The following is a 26927-nucleotide window of genomic DNA, read 5'->3' as shown; positions in this document are numbered from 1 at the left end:
ATTGGCTGCATGGTAGCGCTCCTTGGAAAATTTCGGCTCAAAACTGCATGACCCCGCCCGCCCACTGGCGGCGGCGGTCAGGGGTGATCACGCCGCGATCGGCGAGAGGCGAAACTGCGGATCCTTTGTAAGGTGAGCCGTTCTTCGCGCGCCGCGGGACCGAGATGCCAAGCTGATGGTTCAGAACCTTGGCGACGTAGCTGACCGTCTCGGAAAAGGGCGGGATGCCGCCATATTGATAGATGCGGTCCTCGCCGGCATTGTAGGCAGCCACCGCAAGGATCGGGTTCTGGAACTCCTCGATCAGCTCTCCAAGATGGCGTACGCCGGCGTCGATGTTGGCGACAGGCTCGCACGGGTCATCGAGGCCGAACCGCACCGCAGTTTGCGGCATCAGCTGCATGGGTCCCCGGGCACCGGCGGGTGAGTTGCGATTTCGGTCGAAATCGCTCTCGACGGCTGCCACCGCCACCGCAAGCGACTGCTCGACCTGGTGACGCTTGGCGGCCGCTATCACCAGGGCTGCGATCTGGTCGGGCTCGTAGGGGGACGGGCCACATGCGCCGGGGCGAGCGCCAGTGCCCGACATTGCCCGCGTTGGACCGACGTTACCAAATTGATTGGAGCCTGCGGACTGGGATTGGTCCTTAGCGCTAACGCTGGATCGATCTTCCGCGTTATCAAATTGGTGGGCGACGCTGAGCTCTCGGTCGTCTCTTGCGCCGGTCAGCTGGATGCTGGCGATCGTATCCGAAGCCTTGAGGACATAATCCTTTTCGCGCGGTGAGCCACTTGTGGCCCGCACTGCGGGGGCGTCGGCTTTCTGCGCGTCAGTTTGCCTAACATCTTGTAATATAAGCTGTTTCTCGGTCGACTCGGCCGGCAGAGCAAATGCCGCCAGGGAGCACGCTGCCAACAGTGCTGCAAGCTTCGCGCCGTTTGCGAATTTCGGCCTGCGCGCCATTGCCGGTCCTTTCCCGCGAAAACCCATTGACTAATCAATTTGATTGGAAAATGATCGAGGATACCTGGTATGTCAAGCCGGAATGCAAAGAGAATTCGGGGAAACATTAAGCAGAAGGGTAATGAAATGCGTTTTGGTCTGAAGATCGGCTTCAGCATGGCCGCGGCTGCCGCGGCTTCCTCCGCCTTCGCGGCGCCACCTGTCGACAAGGCTTACATCCGTTCGCTTGCGACGCCCGGCAAGACGGTGCTGGTCGTGGAATACTACGATGGCCAGTCAAGGGTTGTGGATCGCAAAGGATACGCCTCGTCCAATGGCTACAAGGCGGCCTCCGCGACGGAAATCCGGGTCGATCGAAAGCTGTCGCTGCGCCTGTTCGGCATCGAGCCTTGCGCAGGCGACATGGTGAATCGCAAAGAAAATTACGCCGGGAGCTGCTCGGACTTTGCCAGGCATGGACTGATGACCCTTTTGCAGTCGCCAAGGGTGATCCTGTGCCGCGCATTCCTCGCCGAGCAGCAAGCGCAGGTCCAGGATGCGACCTGTTATGGCTACTACAATTTTCCGGGAAGCCTCGATTCAGTGGACATGTTCGAGGAGCAACTGGTCTCCCTCGGCAGCCACCGCATCGCCAGAAAGACGGACGGCTCCCCTGCCCGTCCCGACCTGATGGAGGCCGAAAAGATTGGCCGCAGCGGCTATGGCATGTGGGCCGACCCAAGGATCAAGGGCCAATGAAAATTCAAGCCGTAATCCGAACAGCAATATTGGCAATCACGGTTTCGGCCGACTTTAGCAGCGAAGCCGGTTCCGCGAGCTTTACGCTCCTGCCCGGTGTGACGCTAGAGACCGGCGACAGCTGGACCACGGAGGGACGCCATTATCGCCTCTACGGCGTCCAGGCTTGCCTGCGCGGAAGCGCCTATACCGACCGAAGCGGCAAGAGACGGGACTGCGGCGAAGCCTCCTTGGCGGTGCTTGGCGCCTATGTGCGCGACACAAGGCCGACTTGCGCGGTGCTTTTCACGAGTGCCGCCACGACCTATGTCGCGTGCTCGGCAACCGTCGGTTCCGACAGGCTCGATCTCGCCGATCTCCTCATCGCGTCGGGCTTTGCCTTCGCAGCCGTCGGCCCCGACGGGCTCCCGCAATACCCGCCCTACGCCGTCGTCGAACAGATGGCCCGCAACAGAAATGCCGGCCTCTGGCAGTTCGGTGACGTCCAGCATCCTGCCTTCCTGCTTGCACGCGCAAGGCAGGCCAAGCGAGGCGCCCAATGAGGATATCAACGCCAGGCCTGGTCCTGTTGCAACTGGCGATCGCCGCGCCTTGTCTCGCCGGCGCCACCGACGCTGCGGGCAGCAAGGCTCAGCCCGCAAGGGTACGAGCCGCTACAATCGCGGGCGGCGTTGCAATCATCGACGGCCACACGCTTTGGTTTCCGCGAGAAGCCGTGATGGTCCGCCTGGCTGGCATCGACAGTTGCGAGCTTGCACAATGGTCGTTCGATCCAACGGCCTATGGGTCGCATTCTGAGCTCAAACCCATCCCCTGCGGAGCGCTGGCAAAGGCATGGCTGAAAAGGGCTGTTGGCCGCAGGCAGGTTGTCTGCACGATCTCGACGTCCGCTGCCGGGGCGGCCGCGCTGACCGGCGTTTGCGCCGCGGCAGGGCAAGATCTCGCGCTTCGCATGCTTCGGTCGGGCTGGGCACGGGTCACGGCGTCAGACTGGCGCCCGGGCTATCTCGCTGCGCAGGCAAGGGCGCGTGCTGCCCGCTACGGCATGTGGGCGACGTATGTTCTCGACGCCGACGAGTGGTGGGGCAAGGCCGTGGACAAAACCCTGGCGCGACTGCCCGTCGCCGACCTTAACCTCCTGGCTGAACGGGAAAGCGAAGTCTCTCCGCCGTTCGACGATGCTCGAAAGCTTCCTGCGCGGACTGATCGTTGACTCGTGAAATCGGCGCCCCATGAATTAGGCGGTGGTTTCATAAACGTCAGACCGATCCGATCGCACTTCCGCTATTCGGATGCACCGCCAGCGTCGCAGCCGCCACCGTTTCCGCAAGTAAATCAAAAGGTTGTTTGAAGGCTACGCGAACCTTGCCTTCGCGCGAATGAACAAGTTGGCGATCGCGTCCTGAGCAACACCGAAACCTCGTGCCCGACTAAGCTCCGTCAGAAGGCGTCGCGCGCTCCGGTCCTGCGGCGAAAGCGCCTGCCGGTTGACACCTCCCTTGGGCGCGGCGCCGATCCTGGCGAAGGCATCGAGACGATTAAAGAAACGCTCGGCGTCTATCCGAGGCTCGCTCATACAATGTTTCCATAGGCGGCATCATGGAAGGCAATCTCCAGTGCCTGCACGCGGCCGAAGACGGCGCTGAGCCGGGCCTGACCTGCATCGTCCCGGCAAAGACGCGGCCGTCAGCCAACTAGCACCGAGGATGGCTGATTGGACCTATGCGCCGGCCGATGCGACTTCCGTCATAGAATTAGTGCTCGCTAATATGCTATATCCAAGGCGAGGGTTTCCATGGGGCGGCCACACAGGAGTACAGGAGTATTGATATGACGCGCGACCGGATGATCGCTCACATACTCGCGGCAGATGCTGTTGCCCGCGACGCTGCCGCGCATGGCCATCATCCCTTCGGTGCGGTGCTGGTCGGTCCCGACGACGCGATCCTCATGCGCCAAGGCAACATCGACACCGTGCATCACGCCGAGACCGAACTTGCGCGGCGCGCGGCGGAAGCCTATTCGCCGGAGTTTCTCTGGACCTGCACGCTGGTCTCAACCGGTGAGCCCTGCGCGATGTGCACCGGAACGCTCTACTGGGCGAATATCGGCCGTCTGGTCTACGGCTTCGAGGAGACCAAGCTTCTCGCGCTGACTGGGGACCATCCTGAAAACCCGACGATGAGCCTGTCCTCGCGCGTTGTGCTCGGCTCCGGGCAGAAGAAGATCGAGGTTCACGGCCCCTTCCCCGAAATTGAGGACGAGCTTCTCGCTGCCCACCGTGACTTCTGGCGGCGGTAGCCTGGCGGCCAAGGCGGCGGGCCGCAATACCGCGCTTATCGGCGCTCCCGATCTATTCCCCGCAAAGGGGGCGTGTTTTCACGCTTCCTGACGCTCGCACGCGCAGTGCGGGGGGTGCGGCTTGGGCTATTCTTTTTGCAGATTTGGCAGACGGCCCCGCCTTCTTTTCGACGTCCATCGTTGCATTGCCCGCCCTGAGCTTCGCTCTGTGGCTCCGGCTCGACTTCGATCCGCCATATTGGGTTCGTGTCGTGAAGCGGTAGGCTCGGAGGTGGAGGTGCTGTTCGACGGCGGCGTGCGCTCGGGCCAGGATGTGATGCGCGCATTGGCACTGGGCGCCCGCGCTGTCTGGTCGGGCGCGCCTACGTCTACGGCCTCGGCGCCGGCGGCGAGGCCGGCGTGGCGAAAGCGATCGAGATCCTGCGCAAGGAGCTCTCCGTCACCATGGCGCTGACGGGGACAAGGAGTGTCGAGGAGATTGATCAGAGGGGTGCTGAACTAGACGGCAGTCCCCTCTGCACGTCACAGGCGCTTACGGGGAGGTGAGGAGCAGTGGCCGCGCCGGCTTACTCGGATGGGCCAGCAGCGCCTGCGGATCGGGATCGCGCGTCTTCGGCGATTGCCACCGAGCGGCGGCTCGCTTCATCGATGGGCGCGGATCACCGAGAGCGCGCCTCGAGACGCCCGATGCGGACTCAGGTCCGCGCTACCTCGGATGCTGAAAGGTGGCCGGACGGCACCGCTGCGAATACTGCTTGTTTCGAATGCGCCGCCGACCACGCTCCATGGAGAGAAGCCTCGCCAACGCCTCCCTCAACGACTTCCGAGAGGCCTGAAAAGAGTCACATCGCGTCGACGGGCGCGAAGAAGCAATTCCCGTCTTCTTCGGTGGGATGCAGGCAGATGTGAAAATTGTCATCACCGGATGGAATCACCACGTCGTAGGGAACGAAATAACGGTTCTGATGAGTGACTTTCCGGTGATCGCCCGGCCGCAAGATGATGACGTAGCCATCTGGCCGGGGCGTTACTGTCGTGGCAGGTATCCTGTCACATTCGCCGGTGACTGCATCGCCGTGACAGCACGCTGGCGGATAGGTCCAGGTCCGATCAGCGCTATGCGCTAACGCAGAACCACTCTCCAGCGCCGCAACCGTGGCCATCAGGGTTGCGAGCCCAGCGCGTTGTCGAGTGCTGACCAAGTGCATCGAAGAGCCGCTCCCGGCGGCGACCGAAAGTCGTCATCGTCCACAACACCATTCGCGGTCAAGCCAGGTGACCCGTTGGATGTCGCGCTGGGCGATGCGGCTTCATTTAGTAGATTAGCATTTACTAATATGCTATGCAAACGCGAGAGGCTGATCCATGCGACAGTTCCAAAGACCTATTGCATTGATGTGGCTTGTCTTAGCCAACGATGCGAACGCCCACGATTGGTACACCGGCAAGACTGACCCGGTTCTTCAATATGATTGCTGCGGCAACAAGGATTGCCACCCTATCGATTCCGATGTCGTCAGGGAGACCAAAGGCGGCTATTACGTCAGATTACCTCGCCCCGCCTACATGAACGAGCCACAAGAAGCAGAGTGGTTCATTCCAAGGGAGCGTGTCCAGGCCGCGCCGGACGATCGGTACCATATCTGCGAGCGTCTGATGACGTTTTACCGAACGATCACTCCCCATATGAAGTTCGAAGCCTATCAGAGATTCAGGTGGACGTGCTTCTTCGCGCCGAGGGGCACAAGTTCGATCGCACAGGCTCGCTAGACGGTTCCGGGCCAGCATTTGCTAAAATGGCAGGAGCATTGCCATCTCGACTCGGGCCGAACGTTCGTTGGCAACAGTCCTGCCTTATTTCACGGCCCTCTGTCTCGGCGACGTGTGTCTCAGTTCGAATTTCTGAACTCGACCCGTTGCCGTCATCGCAGATGGCAGACTTAGGCTTTTGCAGTAGCCCAGCGTGTGATCACTTCGGGCTGCTCCTTATATGAGGCCTCGAAGGCTGGCGCGGCCAATATAGCCTGCATGTGCAATGTCACGCTTCCGGAATTGCGAAACCCGTGCCAGCTGCCAGCCGGCACGATGACGGATTGTCCCGTTGACACCGTTGTTCTTTCATCGCCCAACCAAAGCTCGGCCCGACCTTCCAGAACGGTCAAGACTTCCTCGACGGGATGGGTGTGAGACGGTGTGCCAGCTCCCGGTGCGACCCACTGTTCAAATATGCAGAGTGCGGCTGCGTCGGTGGCTGCAGAAACCTGCATCTTGGTCAACACCCCGGGACGCCACTCTTCAGTCGGCTGAAGGCTATGGTCGATAATCTGCATGATGCGCCCTTCTAATATGAGAATACCATTTACCGGGGATTGCTCGCAAATGTTGTCATGCCGACTGTATCCCCTCCATGCCGGAAGAGGGGGCAGGGACTCCCTCGTCCATCCTTCGCAACATGTTGTGGTCCCTAACCAAACGGGATAAGCGGCTTTTTCAAGCGCCTGCTGCGTGCATGATCCGCTATCGGGCTGCGATGATCTGACGTGACGAGACATCCCTAGTCGAGGTGTGCGCCGAGCGCCCCGGCCCAGCGCAGACCTCGACCAACGCGTCGGTGAAGCAGCCGTCAGGCCATTTTGGCCAGTATCTTGCCCATATCTGCAGAGTCGAACGCCCTCAGCATCTCGGTTCTGATGTTGCCCATCGATGCGATTGATAAGCCTAGCGCGGTCGCGCCAATGTCGTCCTCTGCTTCGGCAACCACCACGACGTCATACTTGCCCTGCGTCCACAACAGGGTGTGAATCTTGACCCCGCTTTTGCTCGCCTTCTCTTTGAAGGCCTCAGCACGCTTCTGAGTGTCCCTTATGGTCCTGATGCCTTGATCTGTGAAATTCGACAGTAACACGTAATGAGCCATTGGTTTCCTGCCACAATGGGAAACACCAGGGCGCTCACGGCGCTTCCGCCGTTCCCGGCGCGAACCACCGGCGGCCAACACACGACACTGCGCCGGTAGCGTTTCAACCAGCAAGTTTAAGCGCAGTTGGCGCGGAAGCGGTCTCGATCCGCAGTGCCAGGCGCGGATGGATGTTCAAGTCTTTGACCAATGCCCTAAGCCTGCCTGCGCAACCTGCGCTCGCGAACGACATTTGCCAGATACACTGTCGGGTCCTGGTCATTTCGCTGCGCGAGGGCGTTGGCGATGTCGCAGGTGTTCAGGCCGATATCCAGGAGCTCGCGAGTGCTCATCGACGCGAGGACCGCAAGCTGCCTGCGTTGTACCCAAAAGCGCGGTAGCCACAGAACGGCAGCAGCGCTTCCGTGCAGAAGCGCCAAAAGGCAATGGACAGCACGGCTCTCCTTGCGTCCCGCCGCCGCGCTGTGGGGGAATTCGATGGTGGCCATGGCGTTCTCTCCTATCTAGCCGCCTTTTCATGGGCGGCAGGTGGAGACTAGGCGAGCTTTCAGCGCCAGGCCTGATACCCAGCGGAAACATTTCCGAAATCGAGATGAAATTGGATCGCGCCAAGGTCACGATGGGTTATAGTTGCGAATTTCCTAATATGCCTAGCTACGCTATTGTAGGGCGCGCTCTTCAAGGGAGACGCCGTTGGGAGAGGCCGATAATCGCGACAGGGCCACCATCCGGCTTGGCGCATGCGCCTTCGACCGGGAGCGGGGTCTCCTTTTGGACAAGGGCAGACCCGTTGATGTCCGCGCGAGGACGTTTTCGCTGTTGGTATTTCTCGTTGAGCACGCAAACCGCGTGGTGAGCCGGGATCAGATATTCGAGGTCGTGTGGAAGGGGCTCGTCGTAACCGATGACGCATTGACACAGACGATCCGCGACCTTCGAAACGTCCTTGGCGACGACGGGGCAGCTCTGATCAAGACGGTTGCAAAGCGCGGCTACATGCTCACGCTGCAATCGCAGGACGAAGCAAAGGGTCGCGGCGCCACCAGTGTAGAACCTCAAGCAGTGGCACAAGACTTCGGGCAGCGAAGTCCCTCACCGGAAACTCAGCTCGATACGCTTGTAACACCCCACGCCGATGCGGATCTGCCCGGCGAACGATCGTTGCAGAGCGCTTTCGACTTGTTGGTCGATGAAAGCAGGTCGACGGTGCCTCTTGTGGGGTCGGCACGATCGGCCGAAGCGCAGCCGGTTCGCACCTCCGGGCGCGACAGGCCGGCGGTCGCGGTGCTGCCGTTTGCGCTCGAGGACATCGCTTCCCGGCACCTCCACGTCTTGAGGGACGGGTTGCTGCGGGACATCATCCGCGACCTTGCCCGACTGCGAACCGTCTTCGTCATCGCGGCGAACTCACTGCAGGCCTTGTCGTCGGTCGGGCTGAACAGCCTGAAGGCCGCCCGGCTGCTTCGCTGCGACTATGTCTGCGCCGGCACCATCACGCTGGATGGAGCGACCCTTCGGGTCGATGTCGAGTTGATCGCGGCCGCCGGTGGCCATGTGATTTTCTCCGAAATATTCTTGAGGCCTCTCGCATCCATCTCGCAGTTCGGACAGACCCTGGCCGACGAAATCGCCACACTGATCGCCGACGAGGTCAATCTCGCGGAGCGCAATATCGCGGTCCGGCGGCCTCTTCACGAACTGGACGCATGGCAGGCCTATCATCGTGGCCTGGGGCACATGCACATGTTCACTGGCCAGGACAATACGGTTGCCGAGGACCTGTTCAAGGCGGCGATCGACCTCGACCCGCGCTTTGCAGGTCCCTATGCGAGCCTCTCGTTCACGCATTTTTTGAAAGCGTATCTGTTTGATCCGTCGCATCTCTCCGTGGAAGGCCGGCTCGCTCACGATCTTGCGGCCCACGCGGTGGTGGTCGATCCATACGACCCCGCGGCGCATTGCGCTCTCGGGCGCGCGCTCTGGATCGTCGGTGCGCGCGAAGAAGCCGCCGAGGCTCTGGAGCGCGCCACGGTCCTCAGCCCTTCATATGCCTTCGGGCATTACTCGCGAGCCTTTATCCAAGCCCACTCAGGGGATGCCAGGATGGCCATCCAGGCAGCCGACCATGCAAGAGAACTGTCGCCGTTCGATCCCTTCCTCGCTCCTAACCAGGCGGTGCGCGCCATTTCCCTGCTGCGACTCGGAAGAGCCGACGAGGCTGCTGCCTGGGCCTTGCGCGCTACGCTCCATCGCAACGCTCACGCCCATGTGAGGCGTGTTGCGGTCTTGGCGCTGACCGCAGCCGGCCGGACTGACGAGGCGAAGCAGTTGGCACAGGTGGTCAACAGCGAAAGCCCGGAAAACGGCAACGAGTTGTTCATTCGGGCAAACAGGATGCGACCCGATGACGAGAAGTTGCTGCGCGACTTGGGCCAGCGAAGCGGGTTGCGCTAGGGGTGCTAGGCGGGTCGACGAGCAGTGACGCTCGGACTCACCCACCGCTGCTCCGGCCAGATATGGCTCGTGCCGGCACCATTCGCTGCCGTGCTTACCCCAGGGGGAGTTTACCCAGGGGCTCAACTAAGGAAGCTTACTATGAGCTCTGAACGTTCCAAGCCTGAAGCATTAGACATGGAAGGCACGCAGACGACGAAAGGCCGATGCATGTGCGGGAATGTCCGCTATGAACTCACGGGGCCAATGTTCGACGTAGTCCATTGCCACTGCGAGAGCTGCCGGCGTCAGAGTTCTAGCGCTTTCGTGACGTTTTTCAATATCGATAAGGCGCACTTCCGTTACACCCGGGGAAGGCCGATATCGTACGAGTCATCGGATGGTGTCGAGCGCACGCATTGCGGGCGATGCGGGTCACCGATCTCCTACGAAAACCCACGAGAGCTCTCGATCTTTGCCTGCACGCTCGAAGATTTGACGCTCGTGAAGCCTCAAGCACATATCATGGTCGGCGAGATGCTCCCTTGGCTCGTCTTCGGCGATGACTTGCCTTGTTTCGAGCAGGGACTTCATCATGGCAAACTGCCGGTCGTTCATGGTCCTTCCAACCTGTTGCCGGTCAGCGTCGAAAATATTAGAGCCAACAGTGCCAGGACAAACGCCGCCAGGGACCATTTTGCCACGGAGAGCGCAACTGATTGAAGCTCGCGGGCGGGGGGCGGCTTTTCGTATAGAGTTCTCCTCGAGCAGGATCATCTCGCTTTAGATGCTTTCGTGAAGGGCGATCCTGAACCTCTGAAAGATCTCTATTCGCAACGGGATGACGTCATTATCGCTAATCCGTTCGGACGCCGGCGAAGGGGTGGGAAAAGGCCGCCGCGACCATGGAACGGGCTGCCACCAATTACCGGGACGGCGAGGCCACCGGCTTTGAGCGCATCTCCGAGTACGCGACGGCGGACTTGGGATACACCATCGAGATCGAGCGGTTGCGATCCAAAGTCGGTGGTGGCGACAAACTGGTACCGATTGCGCTCGGGTCACCATCATATTCCGGCGGGAAGAAGGCGCGTGGAGGATCGTCCTTCGTCATGCCGATCCGATAACCTCAGCCCGCCGGCGTCCATAGTCGGAGAGTAGATGGGTTGCCGGACCCGTCTGGGTCTTATTCGATGAGAGCCGCAGTTTGCGCCGAGGCGGGACGCGATGCCTGTCGGCTTTGACACCGACTCCGGATGTGTGATTCCAGCTCCTCAAAACGGAGCCTCGAACCATGCGGTACGAACTCACAGACTGCGCATGGGCCGCCATCAAGTCGATGCTTTCGAACAAGCCGTGCGGGGGCGTCGGAGGCCTCGCTCATCATCGGTGACGCGATATCTCGCTGCGCAGTCTAAGGCGCGTGCTGCCCGCTACGGCATGTGGGCGACGTATGTTCTCGACGCCGACGAGTGGCGGGGCAAGGCCGTGGACACAAGACCCTGGCGCGACTGCCCGTCGCCGACCTTAACCTCCTGGCTGAACGGGAAAGCGAAGTCTCTCCGCCGTTCGACGATGCTCGAAGGCTACCTGCGCGGACTGATCGTTGACTCGTGAAATCGGCGCCCCATGAATTAGGCGGTGTTTTCATAAACGTCAGACCGATCAGATCGCACTTCCGCCATTCGGATGCACGGCCGACGTCGCTGCCGCCACCGTTTCCGCAAGTAAATCAAAAGGTTGTCTGAAGGCTACGCGAACCTTGCCTTCGCGCGAATGAACAAGTTGGCGATCGCGTCCTGAGCAACACCGAAACGTCGTGTCCGACTAAGCTCCGTCAGAAGGCGTCGCGCGCTCCGGTCCTGCGGCGAAAGCGCCTGCCGGTTGACACCTCCCTTGGGCGTGGCGCCGATCCTGGCCAAGGCATCGAGACGATTAAAGAAACGCTCGGCGTCTATCCGAGGCTCGCTCATACAATGTTTCCATAGGCGGCATCATGGAAGGCAATCTCCAGTGCCTGCACGCGGCCGAAGACGGCGCTGAGCCGGGCCTGCCCTGCATCGTCGAGGCTGGCGTCCGCCTCGTCGATCTGCTGCCTCAGCCATCCAGCCTGCCTGGCGAAGGTATCGCCGGCGTGCATGGCCACCCACTCCTTGAGCAGCGGATCGGCAATGGCCGCGGCCGCGACGCGCTTCGACCAAGTCCAGTACATCCATTCCGCCGCAAACATCGCAACGATGGTGTCGAGGAATGCTCCCTTTTCGGCTATGTCCAGCATCCCGGCGCAGAATGCCTTCACGCGCGGATCGCCGAGATTGAAGCTGCTGGGATCGATGACGCGGGCCGCCAGTGTCCGTTCGAAATAGGCGATCTGCTGGTTGGCCAGATCATCCTGCACACCGATCAGCCAGCGCTTCTGTTCGATCGTGCCGGCCTTGGCGGTGGCAAGCGCGAAGATCGAGATGGCCGTATCCACGAAGGCGCCCTCGTAGACAAGGTAGCGGTCGAACACCTCGCCCGCCAGATGACCGCCCTCGATGTCCGTGGTGAAGCGGTGGCGAACCATGGCTTCGAAGACGGCCTCGTTTTCGCGCAAAATGCGCTCCGACAGCGTTTCGCCCGTCATCCGTCAGGCTTCCAGAGCCGGCTCGGCAGCGGCGCGGAAGGCGCGCACGCGCTCGATGTCGACCGGGTTCCACCAAGCGCCGCCCGCCTTCAGCGACGAGGCGACGATGACGCCGCTTGTGCGCTTGAGGATCTCCACGACATTGGTTTTGTCTACGCCCGAGCCGACCAGCAGCGGCAGATGCGTGGCGGCGGCGATCTCCTCGATCTCCTCGATGGTAGCGGCGTTGCCGGTGCGCTGGCCGGTGGCAATTACGCCGTCGGCATCAAAAAAGGCGAGGTCGCGCGTCAGCTCGGCAATGCTGCGATCGGCGACGATGGCGTGGCTGCCATGCTTGACGTGGCTGTCGGCGAAGACCTTGATGTGCTCGGCCCTGAGCGCCGAACGATAACGCATGGCCTCCGCCGCGCGACCCTCCATGAAGCCCTCATTGGCGACATAGGCGTTCGCCCATTGGTTGACGCGGATGAACTTCGCGCCTCCCGCCAGGGCGATGGCAAAGGCCGGTATCGGCGCATTGGCCAGCACATTGATGCCAAGCGGCACGCCGACCGCGCGCGCGATGCGGTCGGTGACGACCGACATGAAGGCAGCCGTCTCATAGCCGATGTCGTCAGGCTTCGAGAAGGGCACGTCGCCATGGTTTTCGATAATCAGGCCATGCATCCCGCCTTCGATAAGGGCTTCGGCATCGCGCATGCAGGTATCGTAGATGGTTTTCATATCGGCGCCGCGATAACGGGGGGCACCGGGGAAGGCGGGGCAATGAATCATGCCGATCAGCGCCTTGTCGCGCCCGAATATTTCCCTTATGGCGCTGGCGGGATTGTCCGAGATTTGCTGCATTTCAAAAGTCCTTCGGAAGAGTGTTCATGCATGCTTATGTCATAGGCAATGTGGCGGTTGACGAGACCATCCGGGTCGAACAGTGGCCATTGGCCGGTGCCTCGATCTTCGGCAGCCACGGCTCCAGCGATCTCGGCGGCAAGGGCGCAAACCAAGCGGTGGTCATGGCCCGCTGCGGCCTGAGCACCACCCTCGTAGCGCCTGTGGGTGTGGAGTTCCGCGCCCAGAGCATCGCCGAACGGCTCGCCGCCGAGCCAGTCGAATGCCGACTCCTGCGACAGGAGGGCCGCAGCAGCGACTTCTCCATCATATTCACAACTCCCGACGGGGAGAACGCCATCGTCACCACGACGGACGCGGCCGAGAACCTTCGGCCCGAGGATGCGCTGCTTGCTATCCGCGAAGCACAACCGGGCGACCTTGCGGTTTTCCAAGGCAATCTGAGCGAGGCGACGACAGAGGCGCTGCTGCGCGAAGCGCGCCGGCGCAGCATCGTCACAGCCTTCAATCCGTCGCCGCTCAGGCCTTCCTTTCAGGATCTGTGGCCGCTGGTAGACCTTGCCTTCCTCAATGCAGGCGAGGCGATGGCACTGACGGGCGAGTCGAGCGACGCGGCCGCCGCCGTGCTGCATGCGCGCGGCGTACGCGATGTGGTGCTGACGCTCGGCGCGGACGGCGCCCTGCTCAGCGGCGGCGGTGCTCCGCTGCGGGTGGCCGCGATGCCCGCTAACGTCGTGGACACCACCGGCGCGGGGGACACGTTTATGGGCGTGGCCCTGGCCTCCGCGTTCCTGCGCGGCACCCGCCTTGACGAACTGGCGCTCATCCATGCGACCCGAGCGAGCGCACTCACCGTGTCGCGGAAAGGCACGCTGGGCGCCTTTCCGAGCATCGAGGAAATGAGAGCGATCCTGGCGCACCTTTGAGGTCAGCGCTCGGCGGTCAGCCAGCCGAGGATGTTCTTCCACAGCCTGCCGTAGCCTTCCCAGGCACAAAAGGCCGGCGATAGCCAGTGCGGGCCGATGTCAGAGGTCCAGGCCGCCGTGCGGCCCTTGCCATGGCTGCCAATCACAAGCAGCGGGAAGCCACCCTGGTCCTGCGGCAGGCGCGCGAGCAGCTCAGCATTAGTACCTGGCCGAAGTTCAACCTCGTTGACGCCAAGCAGCGGCGGCCATGCCTGGCCGGTCAGTCCCGCCATGACCGGATGATCCGCGGCGACGATCTCGGCCACGGTGCCTTCGGGTATCTCGACGCGATCGTCATAGGGCAGGCAGGTGACGGGCAGTGTGTCTTCCACCGGCGTGCGGCGCCAGCGGGCCTTGCCGTCGATGCCCTGGAAAGAGAAGTAGCCGCCGACCATGAGCAGGCCCCCGCCCTTTTCCACCCAGGCCTTGAGCAACTTCAGCCGGTTCGGCACGGTGCGCGAATGCAGCCACACCTCCGGCGGCAGAAGCAGCGAATTCGCCCCGATGTCGGACAGGATGATGGTATCGTAGATGTCTAGCCCCGCCATCTCGAAGGGCAGCTTCTCCACTGCTTCGTGGGCCGGCATGTAAGTCAGCTCATATTCTGAGCCTTCAAGCGCCTTTACCAGCGGCTCGGCGCCGAGATGGAAGGTGACGGAACCGAACTGATCGAAGCCCTTATAGTGGGTGGCCGAACTTACCCAGCTTTCGCCGACCAGGAGAACCTTCTTTGTCATGTCGTCTTTCGCTTTCTTCTATGGGAAATTGGGGCCTTCCAACGTCAGACCGTCGCGTCGAAGACCAAGCGCGGATTGTCATGCATCAGCCGCGTGAGCGCGGCCTCCGGCACGCCATGTCGCCCCAGGCGCGGCAGGAAGTGCTTCGGCACGTAGGCATATCCGTTGCCGCCATAATGAGTGAGCATCATCTTCAGGAACACGTCGTGCGAGATCAGGATGCGATCCAGATAACCGGCGTCGATCAAGCGCACGATGCCACGCGCCGCCTCGTCGTCGCTCGGGCACTGCACCTGCTGGTCGGCATAGAAGAAGTCCATGCCGACCATGTCATATTCGATGAAGGCGCCGCGAGCGGCCAACGACAATTGATAGGCGAAATCGTCGTGCGAGGGGTTCATGTGGCACAGCACCGTGTGGCGCAGCTCCGCCCCTCCTCCTCAACGATGTCGAGCACCTTATGGCCGAAACGGAACCAGCCGGGCAGATGCACCATCAGCGGCAGCCCCGTCAGCTGCTGGGCGCGGGCGGCTCCGCGCAGGGACTTCTCTTCGCTTTTTGTGAAGTCGGCGGAAACGCCGATCTCGCCGATCAGCCCGATCCTTACCCCGGTGCCCTCAACGCCGTCCACTGCCTCGCGCACGATCTCGGCGGCGATGTCGTCGGCTGACATCGACGCCACCTTGGCCGGGTGGGAGGATGCGAGATAGTAGCCGGCGCCCATGACGATATTGAGCCCGCTCGCCGCCGAAATTCGGCGCATGGCCAGCGGATCGCGGCCGATGCCCTGGCAGGTAGGCTCGACCAGGGTGCGCCCGCCGACGGCTGCGAACTGCTTCAGTTCCTTCACCGCCAGCGCCTCATCGTCCAGAGTGATGTTGTGGCGGTTGACGAAGGGGTCCTGGCGCAGCTCCGACAGGATCTCCATGCACACGAAGCCGCCAGCCAGATATTGCCGCTCAGGCTCCTTCGGCCTGTGCCACCAGCACAAACAATCGTTCAGCACATGCTCGTGCATGAGCGTCATGCCAAGGTCGGCGGCGGCGACCGGCCCGGCCACCGTCATCACCTTGCCCGAGCGCACATGCGCCTCGGAGAGCGGGGTGGCCGTCATTTCGCTTTGCCTCCCGCTCTGCTCGGCAGCCGGAACTTGGCATTGAAGATGCGGGTGTTCAGCCAGATGGCGATCAGGATGATGGCGCCGGTGACGATCTGGGTGAAGAAGGGCGAAATGTGCATGAGGATAAGGCCATTGCCTATCACGGCGATGGTGAGCGTGCCGAGCAGGGTACCGAGGATGGTCCCGCGCCCGCCCATCAGCGAGGTGCCGCCAAGGACAACGGCTGCGATCACTTGCAGTTCGAAGCCGACGGCCGCGTTGGACGAACCCGAGCCAAGACGAGCGGCGATAAGCAGGCCGGCGACGGCGCAGGAAATGCCCGAGATCATGTAGACCGAGGCGATGACCCAGCGCGCCGGCATGCCGACGCGACGCGCCGCCTCCATATTGGAGCCGACCGCCACCACCTGCCGCCCGTAGCGGGTCGAGCGGATCGTGACATAGCCGACGACGGCCACGACCACAGCGATGAGCGCGGGAACTGGGATACCGACGATTTCACCGCGGCCCAGCATGAGGAAGCCTGCAGCGTTCTCAATCGGGATCGAATAGCCCTGGGTGAGGTAAAGTGCCAGCCCGCGCAGGATGGAAAGGCCAGCGAGCGTGACGATAAAGGCTGGCACGTCCTGATAGGCCACGAACCAGCCTTGCCCAAGCCCCGTCAGCACGCCGAGGGCCAGCATGGCCAGAACGGTGGCAGGCCATGGTAGGCCTGCAGCCATCAGGATGGCAGCCAGCGCGTTGACCAGCGCCACCTGCGAGCCGACTGACAGGTCAATACCAGCTGTGATGATGACGAAGGTCATCGCCACGGCGACGATCAGTATGGGGGCCGCCTGTCGCAGGATGTTCAGAATGTTGCCAACGGTGAGGAAGGTGTTCGTGCCGACGGCAAAGAAGGCGATGCATGCGAAGAAGAAGATCGCGATGGAGAGTATCTGAGCGTTCTCAGCCAGGAAGTCGGCCCATGGCGAGCCTTTCGCCCTTTCGGTGTAGACGGTCATTGGTGTGCGCCTTCTCCGACGATGAGCTTGACGATGTCTTCGAGGTCCGTTTCACCGATCCGGCGCTCGGCAACCTTGGTGCCTTCGTACATGACGGCGATGCGGTCGCAGACGCGAAACAGGTCCTGAAGGCGATGGGTGATGAGGATAACCGAAACGCCGCGCGCCTTGACGCGCTTGATCAGTGCCAGCACTGCTTCGACTTCCGCCACGGCGAGCGCCGAGGTGGGCTCGTCCATGATCAGTACCTTCGGGTTGAAGGCTGCGGCGCGGGCGATGGCGATGGCCTGCCGCTGGCCGCCAGACAGCTTCTCCACCTTGGCGGTGAGGCGGGGAATGCGGATCTCAAGAGCCTCCAGCATGTGGCGTGCGCCTTCGAGCATGGCCTGGTGATCGAGGAATGGCCCCTTGGTGCGCTCTCGCCCAAGGAAGAGATTGCCTATCACGTCGATATGATCGCACAGGGAAAGGTCCTGAAACACCATCTCGATGTTGCGGGAACGCGCGTCTGCCGGGCCGGAGAGCACCACCGGCCGACCTTCGATGGTGATGGTACCGCCATCGGGAATGTAGGTGCCGGATATGATCTTGGTCAGCGTCGACTTGCCCGCGGCGTTGTCGCCGACAAGACCGAGACACTCACCCGGATAGATGTCGAGATCGACGCCGCGGAGCGCCTGGTGCGAGCCGAAGGTCTTGACGATGCCGCGCAGTGAAACGCGTGGCGCCGCGCCGTCGGCGGGCCCGCCGGCAGGCCGGGGGAAGTCCCCCCGGCGACGGCAGACATTGCGGCCTGGTGCTCGGTCATTTGAAGACTGCCCGGTACGGCTCGACATTGTCCTTGGTGACGATGGTCACCGGCACTGCGACGTTCTTGTCCACGCTGCCGCCCCTGGTAATGGTGTCGAGCGCTTTTACCGCGGCCTCGCCCATGCCGGCAGGATCCTGCTGAACGACGGCCGTGACGTAGCCCTTGTCGATGCCCGAGATCGCCTGCGCGGTCAGGTCCCAGCCGAAGATCTTGATCTGGTCCTGCTTGCCCTGGCTCTCCACGGCAGCGATGGCACCCAGCAGCGCCGGCTCGCCGGTGGCGTAAATCGCGTTCATGTCGGGATTGCCGGTGATCAGATTTTCGGCGGCGGCAAGCGCGGTGTCCTGCACGTTCTGGCCATCGACCACAGCTATCGTCTCGATGCCGTCCTTGCCCTTGATGGCGTCCTCGAAGCCCTTCTGGCGCACGTTCTGGATGTAGGAGTTGAGGGCTCCGACGATGCCGATCTTGGCCTTGCCGCCCATGTTGGCCTTAACGTAGTCGAGGAAATGCGCGCCCATGTCGGCACCGGCCTTGGCGTTGTCGACACCGATCTGCGCCTTCTGCGGACCCTTGGGCAGGATGGCGTCGATCGCCACCACCGGGATCTTGGCGTCCGCCGCCTGGTTGACCGCCGCCATGATGCCGTTGACGTCGATGGCCACGACGATCAGGCCGTTCACCTTCTGCTGAATGTAAGTCTCGATGGCGCTGTTTTGGGCGGCGGCGTCGTTGTTGGCGTTGAAGATTACCAGCTTGGCGCCGGCGGCGTCCGCAGCCTTCTGTGCGCCTTGGTTGATCTGGTTGAAGAACAGGGCCTGCTGGTTGATCTGCACCAGCGCGTAGGTCTTCTGGTCTTGCGCGACGGCAGGCGAAACCGCGCCGGCAAAGATGCCGAGTGCGGTGAAGCCGAGAGCTGCAGCGAAGGTTCTGCGGGTTGTGGTCAAGGTCATATTCGTTTCTCCTCTGTGAAGTTTTCTTCCATTGCCGGCTTAACGTTTCGCGGGCGAGGCAACGGATTCCCGCACCACGATCTCGACTGGCATCAGTTCCTGCGGCGCCGGTGACGCGAGATCCTGCCAATTCGTTTCGAGAAGCAGCGCCAGCGACCGTCTGCCGATGTCCCGCACAGGCTGGCGCACGGCTGTCACCGACGGCGCGAACAGGTGGAAGGGCGCGACGTCGTCGAACCCAACAATGGAGACGTTGCCGGGAACCGAGATGCCCTCCGCCCGGAAGACCTCGATCATGCCGATGGTGATCTCGTCCGATGTGGCGAAGATCGCGGTGCCCGGCATGCCATTGGCGATGAAGCGGCGGGCGGCCTCGCGGCCGAACTCGACCGTGTAGTTTCCACGATAGCTTGCCGGCACGATGTCCTCGCCCCAATGCTCGCGCAGCGCGCGGCGCAAGCCGTCGAAGCGACGACGGCCGCTGATCATCTCCTGCTCGCTGCCAACGAACAGCACTTCGCGATGCCCGTGCGCGGCGAGGTGGCGACCAGCGAGGTAACCGCCCTGTTCATTATCGCAGAACAGTTTCGGCACATCCGCACCCGGTACATCCTCGTCGGCGATGACGACCTTGCCGACCTGGTTGATGTGAGTTGCGAGCTGGCCGTCGTCGGCATGGTTGGTAACGAAGATCAGCCCGTCCACATGCTTGCGCTCGATCAGCTCCAGATAGGCTACCTCGCGGCCGGTTCGGTTGAGCGTGGCAAAGAGCGAGACGGCAAGGTTGCGGCTGTCGGCTTCCGCCTCGACCGCGGCAACGAAGGTGGCGAAGAACGGATTGGCGATGTCGGGCACGACCAGGCCGATCGTGTCCGAGCGGCCGCGGCTGAGGCGACGCGCATGCGGGTTGGGCCTGTAGTTGAGGTCGCGGATTGCGTCCTCAATGCGCTTGCGGGTCTCTTCGGGAAGAGAGAGCGAGCCATTGAGCAGGCGCGAGACAGTCGCCACGGAAACGCCGGCTGCCCCGGCGACGTCCTTCAGGCTGGCGGTTCTGTCGCTCATGCTGTTCCCTTGCTACAGCATCTTGTAAAGCGCTTTAGTAAACCGCTTTACCATCCATTGAGAGGCAAACTTTGTCAAGCCTTGCGGTTGATCCCCGAATGGTGGCCCGGACACGTCGTTCCCCAAGGGCAGTATCGCCAGCAGAACCGTCACGAATCTCTTGCCGCTCAATGCCGCCAGGGCGCAGGTGTGGGGTATTTAACCCAGCGAGGGGTCTGGGGCGTTCCCAATTTGCCAGCCGACCGACCCGAGTTTTTTGGCCGGGCAGAGCCACAAAGTCCGTTCACATGGTGTCGCCGAAAGCTGAAGAGCGAATCTTCGACATGGGTCCCACTCGAACCCCAGGATCAGTGCGCCGATCAAACGACCTTGAACACTCGCAAAAACAGCGGTTTATGGACGGACACTAGGCTAGATCGGGACCTGCCCGTCAGCCCAGGCCGCGCGCCAGATAGCGTTGCACGAAGAAATAGAGGATGACTGGTGGAACGATGCCGATCAGCGTGTTGACTGCCGCGACATTGAAGTCGACGCCGCGCGTCGAGCGCGAGGCAAGCACCAGCGCCGAGAAGGTCGTCGCGCTCTGCGAGGTGAGCGCAGAGGCAAACAGCGCCTCGTTCCAGGTGAAGGCGAAGACAAGGACTGCGGTCACCACCAGGCCGTCAAGGGAAAGCGGCAGCGAGATCTTCCAGAAAATCTGCCATGGTGTTGCGCCCTCGACCTTCGCCGCGTCCTCGATCTCCGTGCTCACGTCGCGGAATATGTCGCGCATGATGACGACGGCAAAGGCGAGGTTGAAGGTGGAATAGCAAAAGATCAACCCCGTCCAGGTATCGATCAGCCTGAGATAGACCATCAGGAGATAGAACGGCACGAGCACCACGGCGGGCGGCAGGACGCGCTGGGACAGGAACCACAGCGCAATGTCGCCCGAACCGATCGGGAAACGGAAGCGGGCGAGCGCATAGGCGGCCGGTACGCCGAGAACGAGCGCGAAGGCGGTGGTTCCGACGCTGACAACGACACTGCTGACGAAGGCGTTGATGGCCTGCGGATCGGAAAGGACGTTGCGCCAGGAATCGAGCGTTGGCTGGAAGGTGAGGAAAGGAATGAAGGCGCCGGGCTCGAAGGTCGCCGTGCTTGTCTTGATCGAGTTGATGAACGCCCACAGGAAGGGCAGCAGCGTGATGACGGCGGCGAGCATCAGCAGCACGTAGACGACCAGCTTGGAAAGGGGTCCGGCCCGCAGCCACAGAATGTTGATCATCTTCTCATGCCTCCGTGTCAGCCGAGCCGCTTGCGCATCTGCTTGAAGAAAACGGTGATGAGCGCGGCCACCATGATGAGGAAAGCGATGCCCATCGCCGAACCCTGACCGAAATTGAAAAACTGAACCGTGGTCAGATAGTCCATTGCACTGAAGACCTCAGTGCTCGTTCCCGGTCCGCCGGTGGTCAGCGCATAGGGGATCGCGAACACCTTCAGGCATTCGATCGTGCGAAGCAGAATAGCGATGGTTGTCACCGGCCAGGCAAGTGGCACGCCAAGCCGCCACATCACCTGCCAATGACTTTTCGCGTCGAGGATCGCCGCGTCATAGAGATCGCTCGAGATTCCGGCGAGACCGGCAAGCACGATGACGAAGACGAACGACGTCCAACGCCAGATGTCGAGGAGGATCGCCGCTGCGATCCCGCCTGATGCGGTCGACAACCACGGCACCTCGATCCCACTAAGCCCGAGAACGACCGGAACGATACCGCCTTGGGAACTGAATAACGTCACGCCGAGATAGCCGATGGCGACTTCCATCGTGAAAAGAGGGATTCCGATTACGGTGCGGAAACCGCGAGACCAAGGTGCGCCGAGATTGACCAGCCATGCCGCAAGGAAGCCGAGCACGACCTCGACCGGGACCGAAACCGCTACGTAGATCGCTGTGACCATGATGGCGTGCCAGAAACGGGCGGATGTGAGCACGTCGACATAATTGCTGAACCCAACGTAGCCCGTGATGCCCATGCCAAGCACATAATTGGCGAAACTGTAACGGATGACGAAAAGGAGCGGGAAGAATGTGAAGGCGATGACCCAGAGCACGGCAGGGAGGAGCAGGACATATTTAAAGACCGCGCCATATTCGCGTGGCCTCGCAGACAATGCTGCCATGATACGCTCCTTGGACTCTGCGCAGTGGCGGTTGCTCCGCAGCGCCGCATCCAGGAATGACAGACGGAGCGGCGCCGCAGCAGTGGAACCATTCTGATCGGCGCCGGAACCCTGGAACGGCTTCCAGCGCCGTCAATCACGCGAACGAGGCCTGGTAGAGCGCCTTCTGCTTGTCGCGTCCATAGCGGTCGGTGATCTTCTCCCAGGCCGCTGCCGTGGCATCGAGCGCGGCCTTCGGCTGCATCTGGCCGCCGAGGACGGCGGAGACGTTGACGTCGAGTTCGTGCCAATATTCGGCCGTGCCGGGAATGCGCAGATACTCTTCCTGCACCGGCGCGCTTAGGACAGAATAATAGCCCGTCAGATATTCCTTCACGTCGTCGGCATTCCAGCCTTGCGCCTTGAACTCGTCGATGCTGGCGCTGCCGACGGGCGGCAGATACTCGAATTTCATGCCAGGTTGCACGCCGGTCCAGCCGTTCGCAGCGTTGAAGAAGGCATTCTTCTTGTTGGCCATGAAGGCGAGGAAATCATAGGTCGCCTCCTGCTTCTTGGAATTGCTTGAAATCACGCAATGCCACGAGCCCCCATTGGTGTTGCCGACCTGGTTGAGCTCGTATTTCTTCCATTCGCCGGTGATCGGATTAAACGCGTCGGTCGTGCCGGGAATCCCGGCCGCCCCCATCTTGCCTTGGACCTTCGACGTCTTCGGGTCCTGGGCGAGGGTCGGCAGGTCGCCCCAGGTCGGTTCCATCGCCGAATGGCCGGCGAGGAACAGGTTCCAGCCTTGTCCGAGCGTCCAGCTTATCTCTTCGCGAGGACCGGCAGCGGCGAGCTTCACATAGTCCTCGAGCGCCCTCAGATGCCCCTCGGAGTTGATGAGCGGCTTCATGTCCTTCGGGTTGAAGAAATAATATTTGTTGTCGGGCGAGACCACGTAAGGCGCCGACAGCGACAGGAAGTGGAAGAAGCCCTGTTCATTGACCTTGGCATGCAGCGCAAGGCCATAATCCGCGCTGCCGTCGCCGTTCCAGTCCCATCCGGTGAAGAAGGCGGCGGCGTCATGCAGTTCCTTCGTCGTCTTCGGCGGGTTGGCCAGGGCGTAGCCATATTTGTCCTTGAACTTCGCCTTGTTCTTCTCGTCGGAGAAGATGTCCTTGCGGAAGTACAGGGCCTGCGCGTCGCAGTCGAACAGAACGCCGTAGAGCTTGCCGTTCCATTCGTAGAGCTTACGCATGGATGGCAGCCACTGGTTGGGATCCCAATTGGGATAGCGTGGATCGCTCAGGAACTTGTCGATCTCGACGATGTAAGGAGTTTCGGGAACGAAGAAGTCACCATAGAACCATGCGCCCGTCATATAGGCATCGTAACGACCAAGACCGCTCGCAAGGTCGGAGAAAATCTGCTGGTGAAGCGTCTCGATCGGCACCTCGGCGACGTTGATCTTGCCCCCGGTCTCCTCTTCCCAGTGCGGCACGTGATATTTTAGCCCATCGCCGACCGTCGCCTTCAGAACCATGACATTGATGGTGGTCCCTTTGAAGGGTTTGGTCTTCAGGAAATCGACGCGCTCCTTGGTGACCGGTGATTCATAGGGCGCTGCCGGCGCTGAATCCATGAGATTGGCCGCCCGGGCCGGCCCAGCGAGCTTTGCCAAAACCGTGAAGGAAAGGCCAAGCTGCAATCCGCCCAGGATGAAGTCCCGTCGGCCGATCCTTCCCTTCAGATATTGATGTACGAGATATTCGAACTTCCCGACGTTTCCTCCATTCGGCATTTTCTCCTCCTTTTGCTTTGCCTTGCGGCATCAAGCCCGCCATCCGGAACGGATCGCGAATTTCTCCCTGCAAGCAAAGCGGAAATGAAGTGTTGGCCAAGACCTCCGATCTGCGATCGACGAGCTCCGGGGGTCAAAACGTATGCGACCGGGGCGCAACTTTTGATCATTCAGTTTAGTCCCCCCTTCAGGACACGGTCAATGGAAACCGCAGGCCGCAACTCCACCTGCGGCCTGATGTCTTCATGGACACAGGCGACGACGATGTGTATCAATCTCAGCATAGCCGGTTTCTGATGTGCTTTGCGGGCCGCGGCTCCTTGTAGGAGGCACACGGGGAACGATGGCAAGAGTGGAAGTCAGACACGTCTCCAAGAGCTTCGGCAACATCACGGCCGTCGAAGACTTCTCGCTTGTCACCTCGGACGGTGAATTCATCGCTCTCGTCGGGCCTTCGGGCTGCGGCAAGACCTCGATCATGCGCATGATCGCCGGTCTTGAGACCGTTAGCGAGGGACAGGTTCTGTTCGACGACAAGGACGTGACGAACGCGCTTCCGCGCGACCGCGACGTCGCCATGGTGTTCCAGAACTATGCACTCTTTCCGCATCTCAACGTGTACTCCAACCTCGCCTTCGGCCTTCAGCTCAGGAAAACGCCAAAGGCGGAAATCGAGGCGCGGGTGAAGAATGTCGTGCGCATGCTCGACATAGAGGAGCTTCTTTCTCGCCGCCCGCGTGAGCTTTCCGGCGGCCAGCGCCAGCGCGTTGCGCTGGGGCGCGCCATCATGCGGGAGCCGCGCGTCTTCCTGATGGATGAGCCTCTGTCCAACCTGGATGCCGCCTTGCGCATGGAGATGCGCGCCGAGATCATCAAGCTGCAGGAGCGCCTCGGCATCACCACATTCTATGTCACCCACGACCAGGTCGAAGCTCTGAGCATGGGCGACCGTGTCGTCGTCATGCGCAGCGGCAGGTTGCAGCAGGTCGGAACCCCGATGGAGCTCTATGAAAGGCCGACCAATTCCTACGTGGCTGGCTTCATCGGCAGCCCGCCGATGAATTTCCTCGCCGCGCGGGCTAATGGCAGCACGCTCACGCTCGAGGTGCAGGATGTGGAACTCGAGCTTTCCGGCCGCCTGTCGGCGGCGCTGCGGGAGTCGGGCTCTGCCAACATTCTTCTCGGCGTCCGTCCGGAACATGTCGCACTTTCCGATCATCCTGCGAGCGACGGACTTTACAGCCTCGAAGCGACCGTCGATACGGTCGAACCGCTCGGCCACACGATCCTGGTTCGCACGAAGCTTTCCTCGCAGCAGCACATCAGCGTGCTTATCAGCGAAAAGATTCCATGGCGCGCAGGCGCTGGCGTCCACCTGATCTTCCGGCCGGAGCATGTCTATCTGTTCGACAAGGAGGCGGACCGCCTGCTCTGCGGCCTCCCTGCCTGAACGATCGAAGGAACTTCACTCGCGCCCGAGGCTCGCCGGCCGCCGCCAGGCCTTTTCATTGGCGATAGCCGTCCAAGGAGAAGACGACCAATGCCCGAGCCGAGAAGACCCTGGACATCAAGCTCGCCCACATCCGTGCGGGACACTGGACGCCGGCCGATTTCATTATCGCCGACGCCAAGGACGGCGATATGGGCTTCGGCGCTGGCCGCTGGCTCGCCCCACGCCCGCAAACAATCGGAAGCCCTTTAAGTATACCACCAGCATGGCCTCCTTGTATCACCAACCGCAGCTGTGCCTCGGCTTCGACATCGCCAAGGACACCATCACCGCCTCCGACGGCACAAGGCCGATCTGTTCTTCTGGTCGATCTATGAACTTGCACCTTTGCCAGACCGCTTCGAGCGGTGAAATCGGCATCCGAGCCCATGGTCAAGAAACGTTTGGTCGGGTGGGCCAGCTCACCCGATGATGTCCGGGATGATGCGGTCTTCCGGCGCCATCACCGGGTCCTTTGGGACAAGCTTCTTCTTCATGCGCTACTGTCGGGACGGAATGCCTTACCGAAACCGATCACGACCAGACTACCCATGTGCTGACGGGATCGGAACCCCTTTGTTTCGCAGGAGCCGCCAATGCGATCAGCAAGGTTGGAGAGTCATGTGCAATAGAGGCGATACTGACTCGTCTTGAGCAAACAGGATGCGGCAGCCAGCTTCAGGCAGGCCCTAGACTAATCGGAACTTGGTATGACCCCATGCCAAAAACATGGGGTCACATCGATCTCAGACAGTTTGATGCGACTTTCCGCCAGTCAGTGAATGTCGATACGTCGCGTGACCTGACCGTTACTTTCCCAGTAGGTATGCTTCTTGGCGATGATGGGATCGTCCATTGCGGGTTGGACCTGCCCTCCAGTACTAACCGCACGCGAGGTGACCGTGTGCTCCCCGACGGACGGCTTGGGCCAGTCGACGGACCACATCTTCCAAGCGAAGTCCGCCTTGTCGGTTTCGTCGATGGCTGCCGGCATCCATGGCCCGTTGTCGATCTTCACCTCGACCCGGTCGATGGGCGCACCCCAAGCCGCTCCGACTATCCGGTAGTCATCGCCGATATGAGTGACCCGGGCCGGCGCAGACTTCAGGCGCGCCCGCCCGACAGAGGTTTCCACCCATACCGTCTCTCCGTTGCGCTCCTCCTCGCGCAGTGTGACGTAATCGCGCCCCATGAACCGGTTCTCGAAGCGCTGGTCTCTCACGTCAATTCGCTTGAGCCATTTCACGTTCGCGACCCCGTACCAACCCGGCGCTATCAGCCGCAGCGGGAAGCCGTTATCAGGAGGCAAGGGAGACCCGTTCATCTCGTAGCAGAGGATGTTTTTGGGCTCCATGGCGTCGGCGAGCGACATGCTGCGCGCAAAGTTCTGCATGAACTTGACGTCGTCGGCTCGCTTGATTTCTCCTTCATCGGTGCCCCAGAATACAACCTCGATACCACTATCGAGGACTCCGACCTCCTTGAGGATCGGGGCGAGCGGCGTACCCGCCCACCGAGCATTGCCAATTCCGCCATTGAAAAACGGGAGGCCCGTATTGCCCGAACATTCGACCGTGAACGTGACTTCCTGGCGCGGTCGAGCCTTGATGTCGGCGAGCGTCAGGGCTGTCGGCTTTTTGACGGAGCCGCCGATTTCGAGCTTCCACGTGCTTCCGTCGATGACCGGCCGGTTGAAATGCGCGATTGAAAAGAACTTGTCGTTGGGCGTCACCCAGGAATCGAGATCCTCCCACACCAGCTGATTTTTGATGACTTCCGGAACCGGGTTCGGCGGCAGCTGATCGAGCCATTTGATGACTTCCTCGCCGGCACGGGTTGGAAAGGCATACGCTATCCGCGATTGAAAGGACGCCAGCGCTACGAGGGCTGCCCCCCCTTGAACGATGAATTCACGTCTGGGAAGGTAATGCATGATGACTTCTCCTCCAGTGAAAAGCTCAGTTCTCCTTCAAGTGATAAATGCAATAGCGACCGGGATCACGCAAAGCACA

26 protein-coding genes and 4 pseudogenes are annotated in these 26927 nt (G+C 61.4%); 12 read left to right on the top strand and 18 right to left on the bottom strand.

From position 1 onward, the window contains the following. Positions 1-37: 37 nt before the first annotated feature. Positions 38-964: a lytic transglycosylase domain-containing protein gene (locus tag EJ071_RS13690; protein WP_126098340.1), complete on the bottom strand. Its 927-nt coding sequence runs from the start codon at positions 962-964 to the stop codon at positions 38-40. A gap of 126 nt (positions 965-1090) precedes the next feature. Here EJ071_RS13690 and EJ071_RS13685 point away from each other — a divergent pair, with 126 nt between their 5' ends. The 6 genes and pseudogenes from EJ071_RS13685 to EJ071_RS13655 all read left to right on the top strand — a co-directional run. After that, the gene (locus EJ071_RS13685) at positions 1091-1702 is read left to right on the top strand and encodes a hypothetical protein (RefSeq protein ID WP_245460225.1); all 612 of its coding nucleotides are present in this window, start codon (positions 1091-1093) and stop codon (positions 1700-1702) included. Then, entirely contained in the window at positions 1699-2244 is a 546-nt protein-coding gene (locus tag EJ071_RS13680; RefSeq protein WP_126098339.1) for a thermonuclease family protein, read from the top strand. Before EJ071_RS13685 ends, EJ071_RS13680 begins: the two co-directional genes overlap by 4 nt. 26 nt (positions 2245-2270) lie before the next feature. Further along, a complete protein-coding gene (locus tag EJ071_RS13675) occupies positions 2271-2915 on the top strand; it encodes a thermonuclease family protein (protein WP_245460224.1) in 645 nt (214 codons plus the stop codon). 617 nt (positions 2916-3532) lie between these two features. Continuing rightward, positions 3533-4003: a nucleoside deaminase gene (locus EJ071_RS13665; RefSeq protein WP_126098337.1), complete on the top strand. Its 471-nt coding sequence runs from the start codon at positions 3533-3535 to the stop codon at positions 4001-4003. Positions 4004-4146: 143 nt separating this feature from the next. Further along, on the top strand, positions 4147-4266 hold the full coding sequence (locus EJ071_RS39395; RefSeq protein ID WP_348628141.1) for a DUF983 domain-containing protein: 120 nt from the start codon (positions 4147-4149) through the stop codon (positions 4264-4266). Then, positions 4257-4549 (top strand): annotated as a pseudogene (locus EJ071_RS13655) (alpha-hydroxy-acid oxidizing protein); the annotation flags it as partial. The gene EJ071_RS39395 and the pseudogene EJ071_RS13655, both read left to right, overlap by 10 nt. Before the next feature lie 296 nt (positions 4550-4845). Here EJ071_RS13655 and EJ071_RS13650 read toward each other — a convergent pair. From EJ071_RS13650 to EJ071_RS13635, 4 genes are all read right to left on the bottom strand, one after another. Beyond that, the gene (locus EJ071_RS13650) at positions 4846-5166 is read right to left on the bottom strand and encodes a hypothetical protein (protein ID WP_126098336.1); all 321 of its coding nucleotides are present in this window, start codon (positions 5164-5166) and stop codon (positions 4846-4848) included. A 777-nt stretch (positions 5167-5943) separates the two neighbouring features. Then, positions 5944-6333 (bottom strand): cupin domain-containing protein, encoded by a 390-nt coding sequence (locus EJ071_RS13645; RefSeq protein ID WP_126098335.1) that lies wholly within the window; start codon positions 6331-6333, stop codon positions 5944-5946. 293 nt (positions 6334-6626) lie between these two features. Then, a complete protein-coding gene (locus tag EJ071_RS13640; protein ID WP_126098334.1) occupies positions 6627-6920 on the bottom strand; it encodes a GYD domain-containing protein in 294 nt (97 codons plus the stop codon). 194 nt (positions 6921-7114) lie between these two features. Continuing rightward, positions 7115-7408 (bottom strand): DUF1127 domain-containing protein, encoded by a 294-nt coding sequence (locus EJ071_RS13635; RefSeq protein WP_126098333.1) that lies wholly within the window; start codon positions 7406-7408, stop codon positions 7115-7117. 205 nt (positions 7409-7613) lie between these two features. On the opposite strand from EJ071_RS13635, the gene EJ071_RS13630 reads away from it, so the two are divergent. The 4 genes and pseudogenes from EJ071_RS13630 to EJ071_RS39385 form a co-directional block, all read left to right on the top strand. After that, on the top strand, positions 7614-9374 hold the full coding sequence (locus EJ071_RS13630; RefSeq protein ID WP_126098332.1) for a winged helix-turn-helix domain-containing protein: 1761 nt from the start codon (positions 7614-7616) through the stop codon (positions 9372-9374). 141 nt (positions 9375-9515) lie between these two features. After that, positions 9516-10076 carry a GFA family protein gene (locus EJ071_RS13625; protein ID WP_126098331.1) on the top strand — a complete coding sequence of 187 codons (561 nt, stop codon included), beginning with the start codon at positions 9516-9518 and terminating at the stop codon, positions 10074-10076. Positions 10077-10258: 182 nt separating this feature from the next. Further along, positions 10259-10480 (top strand): hypothetical protein, encoded by a 222-nt coding sequence (locus tag EJ071_RS39390; protein WP_245460223.1) that lies wholly within the window; start codon positions 10259-10261, stop codon positions 10478-10480. A 265-nt stretch (positions 10481-10745) separates the two neighbouring features. Further along, positions 10746-10963, top strand: a pseudogene (locus EJ071_RS39385) (thermonuclease family protein); the annotation flags it as partial. 156 nt (positions 10964-11119) lie between these two features. Here EJ071_RS39385 and EJ071_RS39380 read toward each other — a convergent pair. The 3 genes and pseudogenes from EJ071_RS39380 to EJ071_RS13605 all read right to left on the bottom strand — a co-directional run. Further along, a pseudogene (locus EJ071_RS39380) lies at positions 11120-11326 on the bottom strand (Zn-dependent hydrolase); the annotation flags it as partial. Continuing rightward, positions 11323-11979, bottom strand: coding sequence for a TenA family protein (locus EJ071_RS13610; protein ID WP_126098330.1), 657 nt, complete (start codon positions 11977-11979; stop codon positions 11323-11325). The pseudogene EJ071_RS39380 and the gene EJ071_RS13610, both read right to left, overlap by 4 nt. Before the next feature lie 3 nt (positions 11980-11982). Next, positions 11983-12825, bottom strand: a complete 843-nt coding sequence (locus EJ071_RS13605) for a BtpA/SgcQ family protein (RefSeq protein WP_126098329.1) — start codon at positions 12823-12825, stop codon at positions 11983-11985. A 26-nt stretch (positions 12826-12851) separates the two neighbouring features. Between EJ071_RS13605 and EJ071_RS13600 the strand changes: the two genes are divergently transcribed. Then, positions 12852-13751, top strand: a complete 900-nt coding sequence (locus EJ071_RS13600; protein WP_126098328.1) for a ribokinase — start codon at positions 12852-12854, stop codon at positions 13749-13751. A gap of 2 nt (positions 13752-13753) precedes the next feature. On the opposite strand, the gene EJ071_RS13595 is transcribed toward EJ071_RS13600, so the two are convergent. From EJ071_RS13595 to EJ071_RS13555, 9 genes and pseudogenes are all read right to left on the bottom strand, one after another. Further along, on the bottom strand, positions 13754-14527 hold the full coding sequence (locus EJ071_RS13595; RefSeq protein ID WP_126098327.1) for a glutamine amidotransferase: 774 nt from the start codon (positions 14525-14527) through the stop codon (positions 13754-13756). A gap of 44 nt (positions 14528-14571) precedes the next feature. After that, positions 14572-15641, bottom strand: a pseudogene (locus EJ071_RS13590) (phosphotriesterase-related protein). Beyond that, positions 15638-16651, bottom strand: a complete 1014-nt coding sequence (locus tag EJ071_RS13585; RefSeq protein ID WP_126098326.1) for an ABC transporter permease — start codon at positions 16649-16651, stop codon at positions 15638-15640. The pseudogene EJ071_RS13590 and the gene EJ071_RS13585 overlap by 4 nt, the downstream one beginning before the upstream one ends. Then, a complete protein-coding gene (locus EJ071_RS13580; protein ID WP_126098325.1) occupies positions 16648-17487 on the bottom strand; it encodes an ATP-binding cassette domain-containing protein in 840 nt (279 codons plus the stop codon). Before EJ071_RS13580 ends, EJ071_RS13585 begins: the two co-directional genes overlap by 4 nt. Beyond that, positions 17456-18415 carry a substrate-binding domain-containing protein gene (locus tag EJ071_RS13575; RefSeq protein WP_126098324.1) on the bottom strand — a complete coding sequence of 320 codons (960 nt, stop codon included), beginning with the start codon at positions 18413-18415 and terminating at the stop codon, positions 17456-17458. The genes EJ071_RS13580 and EJ071_RS13575 overlap by 32 nt, the downstream gene beginning before the upstream one ends. A 39-nt stretch (positions 18416-18454) precedes the next feature. After that, the gene (locus EJ071_RS13570) at positions 18455-19477 is read right to left on the bottom strand and encodes a LacI family DNA-binding transcriptional regulator (protein WP_126098323.1); all 1023 of its coding nucleotides are present in this window, start codon (positions 19475-19477) and stop codon (positions 18455-18457) included. Between the two features lie 430 nt (positions 19478-19907). Then, positions 19908-20744 carry a carbohydrate ABC transporter permease gene (locus tag EJ071_RS13565; protein WP_126098322.1) on the bottom strand — a complete coding sequence of 279 codons (837 nt, stop codon included), beginning with the start codon at positions 20742-20744 and terminating at the stop codon, positions 19908-19910. A gap of 17 nt (positions 20745-20761) precedes the next feature. Further along, the gene (locus EJ071_RS13560) at positions 20762-21646 is read right to left on the bottom strand and encodes a sugar ABC transporter permease (protein ID WP_126098321.1); all 885 of its coding nucleotides are present in this window, start codon (positions 21644-21646) and stop codon (positions 20762-20764) included. A 136-nt stretch (positions 21647-21782) separates the two neighbouring features. Then, the gene (locus EJ071_RS13555; protein WP_126098320.1) at positions 21783-23426 is read right to left on the bottom strand and encodes an extracellular solute-binding protein; all 1644 of its coding nucleotides are present in this window, start codon (positions 23424-23426) and stop codon (positions 21783-21785) included. A gap of 343 nt (positions 23427-23769) precedes the next feature. Between EJ071_RS13555 and EJ071_RS13550 the strand changes: the two genes are divergently transcribed. Then, a complete protein-coding gene (locus tag EJ071_RS13550; RefSeq protein ID WP_126098319.1) occupies positions 23770-24876 on the top strand; it encodes an ABC transporter ATP-binding protein in 1107 nt (368 codons plus the stop codon). 814 nt (positions 24877-25690) lie between these two features. On the opposite strand, the gene EJ071_RS13545 is transcribed toward EJ071_RS13550, so the two are convergent. Continuing rightward, positions 25691-26848 carry a sulfite oxidase gene (locus EJ071_RS13545; protein WP_126098318.1) on the bottom strand — a complete coding sequence of 386 codons (1158 nt, stop codon included), beginning with the start codon at positions 26846-26848 and terminating at the stop codon, positions 25691-25693. Positions 26849-26927 lie beyond the last annotated feature (79 nt).

The sequence above is a fragment of the Mesorhizobium sp. M1B.F.Ca.ET.045.04.1.1 genome (genome assembly GCF_003952465.1).
GTDB classification, from domain to species: Bacteria; Pseudomonadota; Alphaproteobacteria; order Rhizobiales; family Rhizobiaceae; genus Mesorhizobium; species Mesorhizobium shonense.
The sequence above is the reverse complement of the archived record's forward strand: the minus strand, read 5'-3'. Positions and strand labels throughout refer to the sequence as shown.

Excerpts from the sequence above, each read along its gene's own strand:
- EJ071_RS13690 (WP_126098340.1), bottom strand. The coding sequence starts at position 964 with ATGGCGCGCAGGCCGAAATTCGCAAACGGCGCGAAGCTTGCAGCACTG.
- EJ071_RS13685 (WP_245460225.1), top strand. The coding sequence starts at position 1,091 with ATGCGTTTTGGTCTGAAGATCGGCTTCAGCATGGCCGCGGCTGCCGCG.
- EJ071_RS13680 (WP_126098339.1), top strand. The coding sequence starts at position 1,699 with ATGAAAATTCAAGCCGTAATCCGAACAGCAATATTGGCAATCACGGTT.
- EJ071_RS13665 (WP_126098337.1), top strand. The coding sequence starts at position 3,533 with ATGACGCGCGACCGGATGATCGCTCACATACTCGCGGCAGATGCTGTT.
- EJ071_RS13650 (WP_126098336.1), bottom strand. The coding sequence starts at position 5,166 with ATGGCCACGGTTGCGGCGCTGGAGAGTGGTTCTGCGTTAGCGCATAGC.
- EJ071_RS13645 (WP_126098335.1), bottom strand. The coding sequence starts at position 6,333 with ATGCAGATTATCGACCATAGCCTTCAGCCGACTGAAGAGTGGCGTCCC.
- EJ071_RS13640 (WP_126098334.1), bottom strand. The coding sequence starts at position 6,920 with ATGGCTCATTACGTGTTACTGTCGAATTTCACAGATCAAGGCATCAGG.
- EJ071_RS13635 (WP_126098333.1), bottom strand. The coding sequence starts at position 7,408 with ATGGCCACCATCGAATTCCCCCACAGCGCGGCGGCGGGACGCAAGGAG.
- EJ071_RS13625 (WP_126098331.1), top strand. The coding sequence starts at position 9,516 with ATGAGCTCTGAACGTTCCAAGCCTGAAGCATTAGACATGGAAGGCACG.
- EJ071_RS39390 (WP_245460223.1), top strand. The coding sequence starts at position 10,259 with ATGGAACGGGCTGCCACCAATTACCGGGACGGCGAGGCCACCGGCTTT.
- EJ071_RS13610 (WP_126098330.1), bottom strand. The coding sequence starts at position 11,979 with ATGACGGGCGAAACGCTGTCGGAGCGCATTTTGCGCGAAAACGAGGCC.
- EJ071_RS13605 (WP_126098329.1), bottom strand. The coding sequence starts at position 12,825 with ATGCAGCAAATCTCGGACAATCCCGCCAGCGCCATAAGGGAAATATTC.
- EJ071_RS13600 (WP_126098328.1), top strand. The coding sequence starts at position 12,852 with ATGCATGCTTATGTCATAGGCAATGTGGCGGTTGACGAGACCATCCGG.
- EJ071_RS13595 (WP_126098327.1), bottom strand. The coding sequence starts at position 14,527 with ATGACAAAGAAGGTTCTCCTGGTCGGCGAAAGCTGGGTAAGTTCGGCC.
- EJ071_RS13585 (WP_126098326.1), bottom strand. The coding sequence starts at position 16,651 with ATGACCGTCTACACCGAAAGGGCGAAAGGCTCGCCATGGGCCGACTTC.
- EJ071_RS13580 (WP_126098325.1), bottom strand. The coding sequence starts at position 17,487 with ATGTCGAGCCGTACCGGGCAGTCTTCAAATGACCGAGCACCAGGCCGC.
- EJ071_RS13575 (WP_126098324.1), bottom strand. The coding sequence starts at position 18,415 with ATGACCTTGACCACAACCCGCAGAACCTTCGCTGCAGCTCTCGGCTTC.
- EJ071_RS13570 (WP_126098323.1), bottom strand. The coding sequence starts at position 19,477 with ATGAGCGACAGAACCGCCAGCCTGAAGGACGTCGCCGGGGCAGCCGGC.
- EJ071_RS13565 (WP_126098322.1), bottom strand. The coding sequence starts at position 20,744 with ATGATCAACATTCTGTGGCTGCGGGCCGGACCCCTTTCCAAGCTGGTC.
- EJ071_RS13560 (WP_126098321.1), bottom strand. The coding sequence starts at position 21,646 with ATGGCAGCATTGTCTGCGAGGCCACGCGAATATGGCGCGGTCTTTAAA.
- EJ071_RS13555 (WP_126098320.1), bottom strand. The coding sequence starts at position 23,426 with ATGCCGAATGGAGGAAACGTCGGGAAGTTCGAATATCTCGTACATCAA.
- EJ071_RS13550 (WP_126098319.1), top strand. The coding sequence starts at position 23,770 with ATGGCAAGAGTGGAAGTCAGACACGTCTCCAAGAGCTTCGGCAACATC.
- EJ071_RS13545 (WP_126098318.1), bottom strand. The coding sequence starts at position 26,848 with ATGCATTACCTTCCCAGACGTGAATTCATCGTTCAAGGGGGGGCAGCC.